Annotated in this window: 12 protein-coding genes; 7 read left to right on the top strand and 5 right to left on the bottom strand. The window is 63.1% G+C overall.

Going from position 1 to position 14,045, the window contains the following annotated elements:
* Positions 1 to 36: 36 nt before the first annotated feature.
* Positions 37 to 456, bottom strand: coding sequence for a GFA family protein (locus AC0NID_RS02940; RefSeq protein ID WP_473450672.1), 420 nt, complete (start codon positions 454 to 456; stop codon positions 37 to 39).
* 191 nt (positions 457 to 647) lie between these two features.
* On the opposite strand from AC0NID_RS02940, the gene AC0NID_RS02935 reads away from it, so the two are divergent.
* The 3 genes from AC0NID_RS02935 to AC0NID_RS02925 are packed head-to-tail and all read left to right on the top strand — an operon-like array spanning position 648 to position 3,307.
* The gene (locus AC0NID_RS02935) at positions 648 to 1,466 is read left to right on the top strand and encodes a chromate resistance protein ChrB domain-containing protein (RefSeq protein ID WP_473450670.1); all 819 of its coding nucleotides are present in this window, start codon (positions 648 to 650) and stop codon (positions 1,464 to 1,466) included.
* Entirely contained in the window at positions 1,463 to 2,854 is a 1,392-nt protein-coding gene (chrA, locus tag AC0NID_RS02930; protein WP_473450668.1) for a chromate efflux transporter, read from the top strand. The genes AC0NID_RS02935 and chrA overlap by 4 nt, the downstream gene beginning before the upstream one ends.
* A gap of 54 nt (positions 2,855 to 2,908) precedes the next feature.
* Positions 2,909 to 3,307: a hypothetical protein gene (locus tag AC0NID_RS02925; RefSeq protein ID WP_473450666.1), complete on the top strand. Its 399-nt coding sequence runs from the start codon at positions 2,909 to 2,911 to the stop codon at positions 3,305 to 3,307.
* A gap of 16 nt (positions 3,308 to 3,323) precedes the next feature.
* Here AC0NID_RS02925 and AC0NID_RS02920 read toward each other — a convergent pair whose 3' ends face one another.
* Both AC0NID_RS02920 and pdxR read right to left on the bottom strand, forming a co-directional pair.
* Complete coding sequence (locus AC0NID_RS02920) at positions 3,324 to 4,913, bottom strand: trimethylamine methyltransferase family protein (protein ID WP_473450664.1); 1,590 nt, start codon at positions 4,911 to 4,913, stop codon at positions 3,324 to 3,326.
* Positions 4,914 to 5,098: 185 nt separating this feature from the next.
* Positions 5,099 to 6,592, bottom strand: coding sequence for a MocR-like pyridoxine biosynthesis transcription factor PdxR (gene pdxR, locus AC0NID_RS02915; protein WP_473450662.1), 1,494 nt, complete (start codon positions 6,590 to 6,592; stop codon positions 5,099 to 5,101).
* Positions 6,593 to 6,914: 322 nt separating this feature from the next.
* Here pdxR and pgi point away from each other — a divergent pair, with 322 nt between their 5' ends.
* Together pgi and AC0NID_RS02905 are read left to right on the top strand one after the other, a co-directional pair.
* Positions 6,915 to 8,576, top strand: coding sequence for a glucose-6-phosphate isomerase (gene pgi, locus AC0NID_RS02910; RefSeq protein ID WP_473450660.1), 1,662 nt, complete (start codon positions 6,915 to 6,917; stop codon positions 8,574 to 8,576).
* A 5-nt stretch (positions 8,577 to 8,581) separates the two neighbouring features.
* A complete protein-coding gene (locus AC0NID_RS02905; protein WP_473450658.1) occupies positions 8,582 to 9,304 on the top strand; it encodes an HAD family hydrolase in 723 nt (240 codons plus the stop codon).
* On the opposite strand, the gene AC0NID_RS02900 is transcribed toward AC0NID_RS02905, so the two are convergent.
* Positions 9,288 to 10,046, bottom strand: a complete 759-nt coding sequence (locus AC0NID_RS02900; protein ID WP_473450656.1) for a class I SAM-dependent methyltransferase — start codon at positions 10,044 to 10,046, stop codon at positions 9,288 to 9,290. The two genes, AC0NID_RS02905 and AC0NID_RS02900, sit on opposite strands and share 17 nt — an antisense overlap.
* An 8-nt stretch (positions 10,047 to 10,054) precedes the next feature.
* Positions 10,055 to 11,725: a long-chain-fatty-acid--CoA ligase gene (locus AC0NID_RS02895; protein ID WP_473450654.1), complete on the bottom strand. Its 1,671-nt coding sequence runs from the start codon at positions 11,723 to 11,725 to the stop codon at positions 10,055 to 10,057.
* Here AC0NID_RS02895 and AC0NID_RS02890 point away from each other — a divergent pair.
* Positions 11,703 to 12,248, top strand: a complete 546-nt coding sequence (locus AC0NID_RS02890; protein ID WP_473450652.1) for a hypothetical protein — start codon at positions 11,703 to 11,705, stop codon at positions 12,246 to 12,248. The genes AC0NID_RS02895 and AC0NID_RS02890 overlap by 23 nt on opposite strands.
* A gap of 166 nt (positions 12,249 to 12,414) precedes the next feature.
* Entirely contained in the window at positions 12,415 to 14,007 is a 1,593-nt protein-coding gene (locus tag AC0NID_RS02885) for an ABC transporter substrate-binding protein (RefSeq protein WP_473450650.1), read from the top strand.
* Positions 14,008 to 14,045: the final 38 nt, after the last annotated feature.

Raw genomic sequence — 14,045 nt, 5'->3', positions numbered from 1 at the left:
CGGGCATTTCTGCTCTGCCTCGCCTAAAGCGGCCGCTCAGAGATAACCGGTGATCTCCGGCGCCCGGTCCTGCCGGTCGTGCTTGCCGTCCTCGTAAACGATGGGTGCCGCGGCCAACTCCCCTTCGGTGACGTCGTCGAGGCAGGCGACGTTCACCGCCCAGAAATTCCCGCCCATGAAGTCGAGATAGCCGCGCGAGAGAAAATTCGCGCCGCAGTTCGGGCACATGTAGTGGTTGATGTCGCCCTTCGGCCAGTTGGACGGGATTGCCTTGTATTCCCGCATCCGGTCGCGGCCATCCGTCACCCGCACGGCCTCATAGGCCGCGAAGGATTTCCGGTAGCCGAGCTTCCAGCAGAAGCTGCAATTGCATTTGCGGATGCCTTCGGCGAGGTCGATATCGGCTTCGAACTGCACCGCGCCGCAATGGCAACTGCCGTGATAAGTCCTTTTCATATTTTCCTCGCAGACGTGTTCTGGCTCCGCCACACCGGCCCTCTGAGCCAGAGCATCCTTTGCTCCAAGTATGCTGCTTGACAAGCGGGCACTACAAATCCACGATCATGGCAAGGGGTGCATCGCGACGACCCCGTGAGGCGTCAGCCCAACGTTCGCGTCCAAGCTTCTCTCTCAAGGAGGTGGACGCCATGCCGTCGACAACCGCTATCACCGTATCGCAACTATCCCGTCTGATTGGTCTGCCGGGCGCGCCCGCGATCATCGACGTTCGCATCGAAGATGATTACAACGCCGATCCGCGCCTGCTGCCGGCCTCAAACCGGCGTGATTTCAAAACTGTATCGACCTGGGCCTCAGAATTCGCCGGCAGCCGGGTGGCGGTCGTGTGCCAAAAAGGGCAGAAGCTCTCGCAAGGCGTGGCCGCCTGGCTGCGGCATGAGGGCATCGGCGCCGAATCGCTGGAAGGCGGGTTCGAAGCCTGGCGCGATGCCAAGGGACTATTGATCCATGCCGGCAAGATACCGCCCCGCGACAAAAAAGGCCGCACCGTGTGGGTGACGCGGACCCGCCCCAAGGTCGATCGCATCGCTTGTCCCTGGCTGATCCGGCGTTTCATCGATCCGGACGCGGTCTTCCTCTTTGTCGAGGCGGCCGAAGTGTCGGCCACTGCGGATCGCTTTCAGGCCGTGCCTTTCGACATCGACAATGTGTTCTGGACTCACCGGGGCGAACGCTGCACCTTCGACACGATGGTCGAAGAGTTCGGACTCGACTCCGAACCGCTCGATCGCCTCGCCATGATCGTGCGCGCGGCCGATACCGCAAGCCTCGATCTGGTTCCCCAGGCAGCCGGATTCCTGGCCGCCTCGCTTGGCCTGTCGCGGATGTTTCGCGACGATCTGGAACAGTTGGAGGCAGGCATGCTGCTTTACGATGCGTTTTTCCGATGGTGTCGCGACGCCACCGAGGAAACGCACAACTGGCCAGGCGCGGGCAAGCCAGCATGACCGCCCACACTTCTGAAAAGACGAACGAGATTATCCAGGCGCCGGCTGCGCCAACCTTCCGCGAAGGCGTAAAGCTCTGGGCGAAAATCGGCCTGCTCAGCTTCGGCGGGCCGGCCGGGCAGATCGCGCTCATGCATAGGGAACTGGTCGAGGAACGGCGTTGGATCGGCGAGCAACGTTTCCTGCATGCGCTGAACTACTGCATGCTGCTGCCCGGCCCTGAAGCTCAGCAGCTCGCCATCTATATCGGCTGGCTGCTGCACCGGACGATCGGCGGCCTGGTCGCCGGCATCCTCTTCGTCGCGCCGGGTGCGCTTGTGATGCTCGCCTTGAGCATCCTCTATGCACTGTATGGCGACGCCCCGCTGGTCGAGGCGCTGTTTTTCGGGGTGAAAGCGGCCGTGCTCGCCGTCGTGGTCGAAGCGATGATTCGGATCGGACGACGCGCCTTGAAGAATCGGGTCATGGTGCCGATCGCGCTCGCCGCCTTCATCGCCATCTATGCATTGAACGTGCCGTTTCCGCTCATCATCCTGCTTGCCGGCCTGACGGGCTGGGTCGGAAACCGTATCGCGCCTGCCCTCTTTTCCGGCGCGGCGCACGGCAAGGACGCGGTTCCAGACATCAAGGGTGCGGTCGATCTGATGTTCGAGCGCGGCGAGCTGGCCCACGTCAGGCCGACGCGATGGCATGCGCCGCGCACTTTGGCGATTTGGCTGCCGATCTGGCTCGCCCCCGTCCTTCTGATCTGGGCATTCACCGGATCCGCCAGCGTGTGGACGCAGATCGGTGGCTTCTTCAGCGTCATGGCGGTCGTCACCTTCGGCGGCGCCTACGCAGTCCTGGCCTATGTCGCGCAGGCAGCGGTCGAATCCTTCGGCTGGCTCGCACCCGGTGAGATGGTCGATGGCCTCGGGCTCGCCGAAACGACGCCTGGTCCGCTTATCCTGGTCCTGCAGTTTGTCGGCTTCCTTGCCGCGTTCCGCCAATCCGGATCGTTGAACCCGCTGCTTGCCGGATCGCTTGGGGCGATGCTCACGCTGTGGGCGACGTTCACCCCTTGCTTCTTCTGGATATTCCTCGGCGGGCCCTACATCGAATCCCTGCGCGGCAACAAGGCGCTGTCGGCGGCGCTGAGCGCGATCACCGCCGCCGTCGTCGGCGTCATCATGAATCTCGCTCTTTGGTTCGCCTTGCATGTCATCTTCGGCGAGGTGCGCAACATCGGCCTTGGCATGGATGCGCCGGTGTTATCATCGATCGACTGGCGTGCGGCGCTGCTGTCATGTGCGGCCATGATCGCCATCCTGAAGCTGAAGATCGGCATGCTGCCGACGCTTGCGGGATCTGCCCTTGCCGGTGTTGTGTTGCTGGCGGCGAGCGGATAGCGGGTGTGCGGCCGGCGCTTTCGCCGCGGTTTCGGGTATTCTGAAAGGAACATCATGGCGAGACGACGCTCTTCGCTGGGCTTCCTCGGAATGTTCGGCCGTTCAGGCGACCTCAGGCAACTCGACGCCGCGTTACGCGGCGTCGATCTTCACCCCGCCCTTGTGCCGGAAGGAGCAAAGCTCACCATCGTCAATCTGATGAAGGATCACTGGCCCAACGAGCCGCCGCCACAAGCCTATCCGCCGGTGGCGCTGCTGCTTGGCTATTGTATTGCCGGGCCGGAAGCGTTCGAACTGTCCAACGGTCGTGAATATACGCTGGATGCGGAGCGCCGGATCGAGACCGCACTTGAGGCCGGCGACAGCTTCGATGCGCAAATCATACTGATGACGCTGCATGCCAAGCTGATCAGTGGCGAGGTCGTCGAACGCTACGGGTTGAGCACAGACTGACCGAGGAGAGGCGTGCTCAGCCGCCCATGCCGCTGCGCGGCAGCTGGATCAGATTGCCGAAGCGCGCGCGCAACTTGTCGTCGACCGGCTTCGGCACATGGCGTGGGAAGCGCTCGGCGAGGATGCGTTTCTTCTCGATGATCGCCCGCTGCAAGATGTCGGGCCTGCCCTTCTCGTTCCATTCCTTTGGCGAAAAGCGGTCGCCGACCGACGGATAGAAATATTCGGTCTGCATCAGCCGCAGCGTCTGCTCGTTGCCGAGATAGTGACCCGGCCCCTTCAGGCAGACGTCGGCGATGGTATCGATCGACAGCGACTCGTCGGTCACCTCGATGCCGCGCACGCAGCGCAGGCAATGACCGAGCATGTCGTTGTCGATGATCAGGCTTTCCAGGCAAAAGCCGAGCAGCGAGGCGTGCATGCCGGCCGATTCGTAGACGAGGTTGAGGCCGGCAAGGCCTGCCATCACATCGGTGATGCCCTTTTCGTAGCCGGACTGAATATCAGGCAGTTTCGAATCCGTCATGCCGGCGGCCGAACCGCCGGGCAGGTCGTAGAATTGCGCCATCTGGGCGCAGGCCGCGGTCAGCACCGCTTGCTCGGCCGAGCCGCCCGACATGGCGCCGGTCCTGAGGTCCGAGACGAACGGCCAGGTGCCGAAGATCGCCGGATGGCCGGGCTTGAGAGCGTTGACGTAGACGAGGCCGGCGAGCACCTCGGCCACCGCTTGCACCACTGCACCTGCAATCGCCGCCGGCGCCGTGGCGCCGGCCTGTCCGGCCGACAAAAGCAGGATCGGGATGCCGCCTTCGACACAGGCCTCGAGCACGCCGCAGGCGTCCTCGGCGAATTTCATCGGCGGCACGACGAAGCAGTTCGAGTTCGACACGAACGGCCGGGCGCGGAAGTTTTCCTCGCCGCCGGCAATAGCATAGAGCATGTCGAGCGCCGGCTTGACGTTCTCGCGCACCGTGAACGAGGTGCCGACATGCTTCGACGTGCCCATCACGCAGGCGTAAAGCGTGTTGAAATCCATGTCGAGCGGATCGGGAATATCGCGCGGCACCATCGGCCGCTGGAAGAAATGGATGTTGTCCAGCCCTTCGACGATGCGGGCGGCGTCGTAGATATCCTGCAGCAGCGACTCGCGATACTCGCGCTTCTCGACATCGACCAGATGCACGGCGGCCCCCGCCGTACCGTAATGCACGCGCTTGCCCTGGATCACCATGTCGTGCTTGGGATCCTGGCCGTGCAGCGTGAAATGTCGTGCCGCTCGTCTGATGGTGTCGAGGACGAGCGCGCGCGGAAAACGAATGCGGCCATCCTCGCCAAGGGTGCCGCCGGCCTTGGTCAATGCCTCGATGCAGGACGGGATGGCGTTGGCGAAGCCGACCGTTTCAAGCAGCGTCAGCACCGCCTCGTGGATGCGCTCGCGGTCATTTTCGCTGAGCGGCCCGTAGCTTCCGCCTTCGAGGCCGGCGCGCACCGGCTTGATATCGTCGGCAAGCGGCGCCGCCCGCATGGCGCGGCGCGCTTCGCGCCCGCCGGAACGCCGCGAACGTTGGTCCGTAGGCGTATCCGGCTTCTCAACAGCCACTGACATGGAGGCACTCCACCTTTAACTGCGAAGCGGGCGGCGGCGGTTGGTCCACCATCGGCCTGCTTCGTCCCCTTATGCCTCGAACTATGCCGTCGGCATTGGCACAGCCTATGAGCCAGACGATCCCGTCACATATGCCAGGGCGCTAAAGAACCGTGGCCGATCCCGGCCTCGGTCTGGACGAGGCATCAAGCCGCCGCCGGTCTGCGCCCGGCCGCCGTCGCCAGTTCTCGGATGCCGGGCTCGATGTGCTGCAGCGCGATCGAGGAGATGCCCAGCCGCATGAATCGCGACGGCTTTTCGGTGCGGTCGAAGAAGCGGTCGCCGGGTTCGATGATAACGCTGCGAGAGGCGGCGGCCTCGGCCAGCCCGCGCGAATCGGTGCCGCGCGGCCCCTCGAGCCAGAGCGACGCGCCGCCGGCCGAATCAGTCGAGCGCCATTCCGGCAGGAAGGCGGAAATCGCATGGATCAGACGCTTGCGCCGTTCGTCGAAGGCGCTCGACAGCCGGCGCACCAGCGCCTCGTGATGGCCGAGCGACAGGAACAGCGCGACCGCGCGCTGGTTGTTGGCAGGCGGATGACGCAGCATGAACCGGCGCAGCGCGCGAAGCTCGGCAATCAGCTCGGCCGAGGCGACGATGTAGCCGAGCCGCAGACCGGGGGCCAGCGTCTTCGACATCGAGCCGACATAGATGACGCGGCCGGAACGGTCGAGGCTCTTCAAAGCCTGCTGCGGCGCCTCGTCTAGAAGCTGGCTGTCATAGCCGTCCTCGATGACGATCTGATTGTGACGGGTGGCCCGCGCCAGCAGATCCTGCCGGCGCTCCGCCGACAACGGCACCATGGTCGGGCAATGGTGACTGGGTGTCACGAAGACGAAGCCGGAATCATTGGGAATGGAAGCGGTTACGATGCCGGAGTGGTCGACCGGAACCGGTGTGACGTCGGCGCCCGCCAGCCGGAAGATCGAGCGTGCGTCGGGGTAGCCGGGGTCTTCCATGGCCACCTTGGAACCCTTGGTCATCAGCAGCGTCGCAAGCATATAGAGCGCGTTCTGCGCGCCGAGCGTCACGATGATCTCGTCGGGATTGGCGAAGATGCCGCGCCGCGGCAACAGCCGCGCCTGGATCTGCTCGATCAGGAGCGGGTCGTCGCGGTCGACCATGTCGGATGCCCAGTTGCGGATCTCGAGCACGGCGAGCGCCATGCGGTTGCACTCGCGCCATTCTGCGGTCGGGAACAGTGCCGGATCGAACTGGCCATAGACGAACGGGTAGGACGACTTGATCCAGTTGTCGTGCTTGGCCGGCGGCGGCATGTCACTAGCGGCGATCTGCCGGCGCGCCTTCCAGTCGATCTCGTTGGCCTGGTCCGGCGCCTTCTGATGCGGCCGCGCCGGCGTCGCCAGCACCTCGGGATTGACGAAATGGCCGCGCCGTTCGCGCGCCACCAGGAAACCCTGGTCGACAAGCTGCTGGAAGGCCAGCACCACGGTGCCGCGCGCCACGCCCAGCTTCTCGGCCAGGATGCGGCAGGATGGAAGCGGCATCGAGGCGGCGATCTGCCGGTCGAGGATGGCGGCGACGATCGCCTGACGGATCTGCGCCTGCAGGGTCTGACCGGATTCCGCCGAAATCCGGAACAGGCCGGACCATATGGCCGTGTCGTTTCGCTGTGGCATGGGATTGTTCCTCGACGGCCAGCCTTTTTCACTTGGCTGGACCAGTCGAATGTAGCGGTGGCACAAGGGGTTGCGCCAATCAATTTTTCTGATCGCTGAGATTTATGCCAGTGATCCTTCGCTGCAGTGCGGCATCCCCAGCGTGACACAGTCATCGCGGCGTGACGCAATGCATCGGCGCAATGCCGTCATCCCGGCGTGACGCAGTGCGTCATCGCTGCGCATTGAAACCGGTGGATTTGGTCTAGATAGTTTGCCGCGACGACACGCGCCGGAAACATCCGGTCTGATATGATGGCATCAAAGACTTCGGAGCGAGGCAGTGGATCAATCCTCCTTTCAAAAACAGCTCGACGCCCTGCGCTCTCGCCATGCGGCCAAATCGGGCAGCATGCGCGAGGCTTTCGCCGCCGATCCGCAGCGCTTCGAAAAATTCTCCGCCACCGACGGCGACCTGCTGCTCGACTGGTCGAAATGCGCGGTCGATCGACAGACGATGGATTTGCTGGAGAAGCTGGCGGCAGCCGCCGATCTCGAAGGCCGGCGCGCCGCGATTTTCTCGGGCAAGAAGATCAACGTCACCGAAGGCCGCGCCGTGCTGCACACCGCGCTACGCAACCTGAACGGCAAGGGCATCCTGCTCGACGGCCAGGACGTCAAGGCGGACGTTGTCGCAGTGCTCGACGCGATGGGCGCCTTCGCCGATGCGGTGCGTTCCGGCAAGGCGGCCGGCGCCACCGGCAAGAAGATCACCGACGTCGTCAACATCGGCATCGGCGGCTCCGATCTTGGCCCGGCCATGGCGACGCTGGCGCTGGCGCCCTATCACGACGGGCCGCGCGCGCATTACGTGTCCAACATCGACGGCGCCCATATCCACGACACGCTGAAAGGCCTTTCCGCCGAAACCACGCTGTTCATCGTCGCATCGAAGACCTTCACCACGGTCGAGACGATGACCAATGCCGAGACGGCGCGCAAATGGGTGCAGAACGCGCTCGGCAAGGAAGCGGTCGGAAAGCATTTCGCCGCCGTCTCGACGGCGCTCGACCTTGTGGCCAAATTCGGCATCGCATCCGACCGCGTCTTCGGCTTCTGGGACTGGGTCGGCGGACGCTACTCCGTCTGGGGTGCGATCGGCCTGCCGGTGATGATCGCAGTCGGCCCGAAGAACTTTCGCGTTTTCCTCGATGGCGCGCATGCGATGGACGAACATTTCCAGACGGCGCCGTTGGCCAGGAACCTACCGGTGCTGATGGGTCTGATCGGCTGGTGGCATCGGGTGATCTGCAAATACCCCGCCCGCGCCGTCATTCCCTACGACCAGCGCCTATCCAGGCTGCCGGCCTATCTGCAGCAGCTCGACATGGAATCGAACGGCAAAAGCGTCACCCTCGACGGCGCCACTGTCACCACGCCGACCGGCCCGCTTGTCTGGGGCGAGCCCGGCACCAACGGCCAGCATGCCTTCTTCCAGCTGCTGCACCAGGGCACCGACTTCATCCCGGTCGAATTCCTCGCCGCGGCCATCGGCCACGAGCCGGATCTCAAGCATCACCACGATCTGTTGCTCGCCAACTGCCTGGCGCAGTCGGAGGCCTTCATGAAGGGCCGCACGCTGGAGGAAGCGCGCGCGCAGATGCTGGCAAAAGGCATGGACCCCGCCGATGTCGACAGGATCGCCCCGCACCGCGTCTTCTCCGGTGACCGGCCCTCGGTGACCATCCTCTACCGACAACTCGATCCGCACACATTCGGACGGCTGATCGCGCTCTATGAGCACCGCGTCTTCGTCGAAGGCACGCTCTTCAACATCAATTCCTTCGACCAATGGGGTGTCGAACTCGGCAAGGAACTGGCGACCGGCCTGTTACCCTTCGTGGAAGGCAAGGAGGTCGTGGAAGGCAAGGAGAATGCCGCAAAGCGCGACGCTTCGACTGCCGGACTGGTGGGACATATCCACCGATTGCGCGGATCGGAGTAAACGACTTGGCCGAGATCAAGGGAATATTGTTCGACAAGGACGGCACGCTTGTCGACTTCAACGCAACGTGGCTCGGCGTCGCCGATTTCATGGCGATGGACGCGGCGGAGGGCGACCGCTGGAAAGCCGACAGGCTGCTTGCCGCGGCTGGCCTCGATTTCGCCACCAAGCGCTTCAAGCCCGATTCCATCTTTGCCTCCGGCACCAATATGGATGTCGTCGAGCTTTGGTTTCCGCGCCTGTCCGACGAAGACCAGATGCTTGCCGTCGCCCGCTTCAACGAGATCACCTCGATGCAGGGCTCGGCGATGGCGGTGGCGCTGCCGGGCATAGTCGAGACGCTTGGCCTACTTCACGGCAAATCCTACCGGCTCGGTGTCGCCACCAACGATTCGACCACTGGTGCGGAAAAGACCTTGCTGACGCTGGGCGTCGCCCAGCTGTTCGACGCCGCCTATGGTTACGACGCGGTGGCCAATCCGAAACCGGCGCCGGATACGATCATCGCCTTTTCGGACCTGACCGGCCTGAAGCCGTCGGCTATCGCCATGGTCGGCGACAGCCGGCACGATCTGGAGATGGCACGGGTCGGCGGCTGCGGGCTGGCGATCGGCGTGCTCTCCGGCACCGGCACGCGTGAATCGCTGTCGCAGGTTGCCGACGTCATTCTGGAATCCGTTGCCGATCTGCCCGAGTTTCTTTCCGCGAGGGTCAGCGAGACGACCTAACCTCGCATCCGGTTTGCTCCGGCTCTAACGAGAAGACGCCGCTCGGCCTTATTGCGGCCTCCCCGGCTTCGCCGACATCCGGCACGCGGTATTCTGCCAGCAGGCGAAGCCGCGAGCGTGGCAGATAGGAGCGGCCCGGGTCGCCGATCAGCACATCGATGCCGGCGGCCAGGCAGCGATCGAGGAAGTGCATGACCCTTTTGGCGAGATCTTGCCCGTAAAACAAGTCGCCGACCGCCACGACATCCACCGCCGGCGGCGGACCAGCGGTGAGATCCTCGCCGACCACCGTGATCGTGACGCCGTTCGCCGCCGCATTGAGACCGAGCGCGGCGACGCCGTTGCGGTCGATCTCGGACGCGATCACTTCGCTGGCGCCGGCCCTTGCCGCGGCGATGCCGACGAGTCCCGAGCCGGCGCCGAGGTCGAGCACGCGAAGCCCGGCCACGCTCTCCGGCCTATCGAGGACGTAGCGGGCAAGCACCGCGCCGCCAGCCCAGGCATAGGCCCAGTAAGGTGGCTGCGGCTCGTGCCCGTCCTCGTCAGCTTCTTCCTCCGGCTCGGCTCCTCGTCCTTCTGGATGCGTGAGCCGCCACAGACCGCTCGTTGGATGGGCTGCGTAAAGCCGGATTTCGGGAAGCGCGGGAACCGGGGCGATCCGCATGTTCGTCTTGATGAAGGTCAGCGCATCGGCACGGGAAAACGTATCCGCCGTATCGTCGACAGCAAGGCAATCGCTCAAAATTATACCTATCCCCGCAACGCCCGCCGCAGGATCTTGCCCACTGGCGTCTTCGGCAGTTCGGTCCGGAATTCGATATATTTCGGCCGCTTGTAGCCGGTCAGGTTTTCGCGGCAATAGACAGTCAGCACCTCGGCGGTCAGCGATGGATCCTTCTTGACGACGAACAGCTTCGGCACTTCGCCGGAATGCTCGTCAGGCACTCCGATCGCCGCCACTTCGAGCACGCCCGGATGCAGGGCTACGATCTCCTCGAGTTCGTTCGGATAGACGTTGAAGCCGGACACCAGGATCATGTCCTTCTTGCGGTCGACGATTTTGGTGTAGCCGCGCTCGTCCATGAAGCCCATGTCGCCCGACTTGAAGAAACCATCCTTCGTCATCACCTTGGCGGTCTCGTCCGGCCGGTTCCAGTAACCGGCCATCACTTGTGGTCCGCGGATGCAGATCTCGCCGACTTCGCCGAGCGGCAAATCATTGCCGTCGTCGTCGCGGATGACGATCTCGGTCGACGGCAGCGGCAGGCCGATCGTGCCGGTAAAATTGCCGTCGCTGAATTTGTTGGCAGTGGCCACCGGCGAGGTTTCGGAAAGTCCGTAGCCCTCGGTGATCGGGCAGCCGGTCAGCGCCTTCCAGCGCTCGGCAACGCCCTTGTGCACCGCCATGCCGCCGGCCAGCGTCAGGATCAGCGGCCTGAATTCGAGCTTGCGGAAATCCTCATTGTTGAGCAGGGCGTTGAACAGCGTGTTGAGGCCCGGAAAGATGTGGACCGGGTATTTGCCGAATTCCTTGACGAAGCCGGGAATGTCGCGCGGATTGGGAATGAGTATGTTCTGGCCGCCCATCTGCATGCCCATCAGCGCGTTCACCGTCAGCGCGAAGATGTGATAGAGCGGCAGCGCGCAGATGAAGTTGAGATGCGCCGGCTTCGGCTTGATGGTGAAGGCGTCTTCGATCCAGAGCGCGTTCTGCGCGACGTTGGCCAGCACGTTGCTGTGCAGCAGCACTGCGCCCTTCGAGATGCCGGTGGTGCCGCCCGTATATTGCAGGAAGGCGACATCGTCGGCAGTGACCTTCACCGGCTTGAAACTCACGCTGGCGCCTGCCTGCAACGCGGCGTTGAACTTGACATGGCCCGGAAGCGACCATACCGGCACCATCTTCTTCACGCGGCGCACGACGAAATTGACGATCGTCCCCTTCAGGCCGCCGAGCATGTCGCCCATCGCCGCGACGACGACGTGCTTGACCGCCGTCCTGGCGATCACCGCCTGCAAGGTGTTGGCGAAATTCTCCAGAATGACGATGGCTTGCGCGCCGGAATCCTTGAGCTGGTGTTCCAGCTCGCGCGGCGTGTAGAGCGGGTTGACGTTGACCACGATATAGCCGGCGCGCAGCACTGCCATCATCGCCACCGGATATTGCAGCACGTTCGGCATCATCAGCGCGACGCGCGCGCCTTGCTGCAGTCCCTTCGATTGCAGATAGGCGCCGAAGGCAGCCGATAGCCGCTCGACTTCCGCATAGGTGACGGTCTTGCCCATACAGGTGAAGGCGGGGCGGGCGGCGTACTGCTTGCAGACATCGGCGAGCAGATCGCCGATGGAACCGAAGCGCGGGGCGCCGATCTCGGCCGGAACGACTTTCGGATAGCTTTTGAGCCAAGGCTTTTCCGGCAATCCGGCTGTAGGCGCCTTCGGCGATCTACTGGCTGGCCTCGGCTTCGACGCTGATGAAGCCGTTGTCGGTGCCGCGTTCGCCTCTGGTTTGACGACGGTGCGCTTTGCGCCAGCCTTTGCAGACATATTGGTCTTCGCGGACGCAGCAACCGCCTTCGGCTTGGCACCGGCAGATAACGCTTTTGGCTTGTCGGGGCTGGCCGGCTTTGCGGCAGTTTTGGCGCTCGCCTTCGCTGGCGTCGTCCTTGATGCTTTTGCCACCTGTCCCTCCCTCGGTCGTTCTTCTTTTCTCTGCTTGCCCATCGCGCCGCCTCCGAATGACAGAGACGTCCTCCACGGCCGGGCACCCAGGAAATCCAGCATGCCACTATGTATTGCGACTATCGGCGACCGTGCAAGTCTTGCCCCTGCGGCAAGAGGGGAAGAAAATCTTCCGCGCCAGCGACAAGCCGAAGGTCGCGGTTCCTCACCATCGGTCGTGTTGAAGATCAATAAAAAAATGCAGTCGTTAATAATGCTGTGATCGGCAAGAATTGACAATTTCTTCTATTTTGTCACATGTAGGCAGAATTAAATTCTGCTTCCCGTGGGGTAGGCAAGCGGGGTGTTCCAAAGCCGGAAAAACGGTGCTTATATGCGCGCTTCGCGAGCCTGATAGAGGGGCTTGGAAGAACATCAGGGAGTCCTCCATGAAAAAGAAACTGACTTTTGCGGCCGCGTTGCTGGCCGCAAGCGTCCTCGGCGGCATGGCCAATGCGAAGCAATTGGTCTACTGCTCAGAGGCGGCGCCGGCCGGCTTCGACCCGTCGCCGTGGAGCGGTGGCAACGACTTCGACGCATCGTCGCGCACCATCTATTCGCGCCTGGTCGAGTTCGAACACGGCAAGACCACCATCACGCCCGGCCTCGCAGAGAGCTGGACGGTTTCCGACGACGGTCTCGAATACACGTTCAAGCTTCGGCCGGGCGTGAAGTTCCAGACCACCGACTATTTCACGCCGACGCGCGACCTCAATGCCGACGATGTGATCTTTTCCTTCGAACGCCAGTGGAAGAAGGAAAGCCCGTGGTACGACTATCTGGCAGGCACCGGCTGGGAATATTTTGCCGGCATGGGCTTCCCGGATCTTCTCAAGGAGATCGTCAAGGTCGACGACCTGACGGTGAAATTCGTGCTGAACAAGCCTGAAGTCGCTTTCCTGCCGGACCTCGGCATGGACTTTGCTTCGATCGTCTCCAAGGAATATGCCGACCAGCTCGACAAGGCTGACACCAGGCAGCAATTCACCCAGAAGCCGATCGGCACCGGTCCGTTCCAGTTCGTCGACTACCAGGTCGATGCGGTCATCCGCTATGCGGCATGGGACGGCTACTATGGCGGCCGCCAGAAGATCGACGATCTGATCTTCGCCATCACGACCGATCCGGCCGTGCGCGCGCAAAAGCTGAAGGCAGGTGAGTGCGATATCATGTCGTACCCGGCGCCGGCCGACATCGCCGGCCTGCAGGCCGACCCGAACCTCAAGGTCGACGAGCAGGAAGGCCTGAACATCGGCTACTTGGCCTACAACACGACGCTGCCGCCCTTCGACAAGGTCGAAGTCCGCAAGGCGCTCAACATGGCCGTCAACAAGCAGGCCATTCTCGATGCGGTCTATCAGGGCGCTGGCCAGGCGGCCATCAACCCGATCCCGCCGACGATGTGGTCCTACAACAAGGACATCAAGGACGATCCGTATGATCCGGATGCGGCCAAAAAGATGCTGGCCGACGCCGGCGTCAAGGATCTCTCGATGAAGATCTGGGCAATGCCCGTCAGCCGCCCGTACAATCCGAACGCCCAAAGGGTCGCGGAACTGATCCAGGCCGACTACGCCAAGATCGGCGTGAAGGCCGAGATCGTCAGCTACGAATGGACCGAGTATCGCGAACGCGGCAAGCAGAAGGATCGTGACGGCGCCTTCCAACTCGGCTGGACCGGCGACAATGGCGATCCGGACAACTTCCTGTTCCTGCTCGGCTGCGATGCCATCGGCCAGTCCAACTATGCGATCTGGTGCAACCAGGAATTCGAGGCTCTGTTGCAGAAGGGCAAGGCGACCACGGACGTCGCCGAGCGCACCAAGATCTACGAGGAAGCCCAGGTCGTGTTCAAGCGTGAGGCCCCGTGGCTGACCATCGCCCATTCCAAGGTCTTCATGCCGATGAACAAGAAGGTTTCGGGCTTCGTCATGGATCCGCTGGGCATTCATCGGTTTGACGGCGTCGACGTGGCCGAATAAGTCAACGAGAAATTGAACGGCGACGCTGGACTTCCGGC

The organism is Mesorhizobium sp. WSM4821, assembly GCF_055901555.1.
This window is presented reverse-complemented; position numbering and strand designations above follow the sequence as displayed.

Bases quoted from the DNA above. Each gene is read 5' to 3' on its own strand.
- AC0NID_RS02940 (WP_473450672.1), bottom strand. From the start codon at position 456: ATGAAAAGGACTTATCACGGCAGTTGCCATTGCGGCGCGGTGCAGTTC.
- AC0NID_RS02935 (WP_473450670.1), top strand. From the start codon at position 648: ATGCCGTCGACAACCGCTATCACCGTATCGCAACTATCCCGTCTGATT.
- chrA (WP_473450668.1), top strand. From the start codon at position 1,463: ATGACCGCCCACACTTCTGAAAAGACGAACGAGATTATCCAGGCGCCG.
- AC0NID_RS02925 (WP_473450666.1), top strand. From the start codon at position 2,909: ATGGCGAGACGACGCTCTTCGCTGGGCTTCCTCGGAATGTTCGGCCGT.
- AC0NID_RS02920 (WP_473450664.1), bottom strand. From the start codon at position 4,913: ATGTCAGTGGCTGTTGAGAAGCCGGATACGCCTACGGACCAACGTTCG.
- pdxR (WP_473450662.1), bottom strand. From the start codon at position 6,592: ATGCCACAGCGAAACGACACGGCCATATGGTCCGGCCTGTTCCGGATT.
- AC0NID_RS02885 (WP_473450650.1), top strand. From the start codon at position 12,415: ATGAAAAAGAAACTGACTTTTGCGGCCGCGTTGCTGGCCGCAAGCGTC.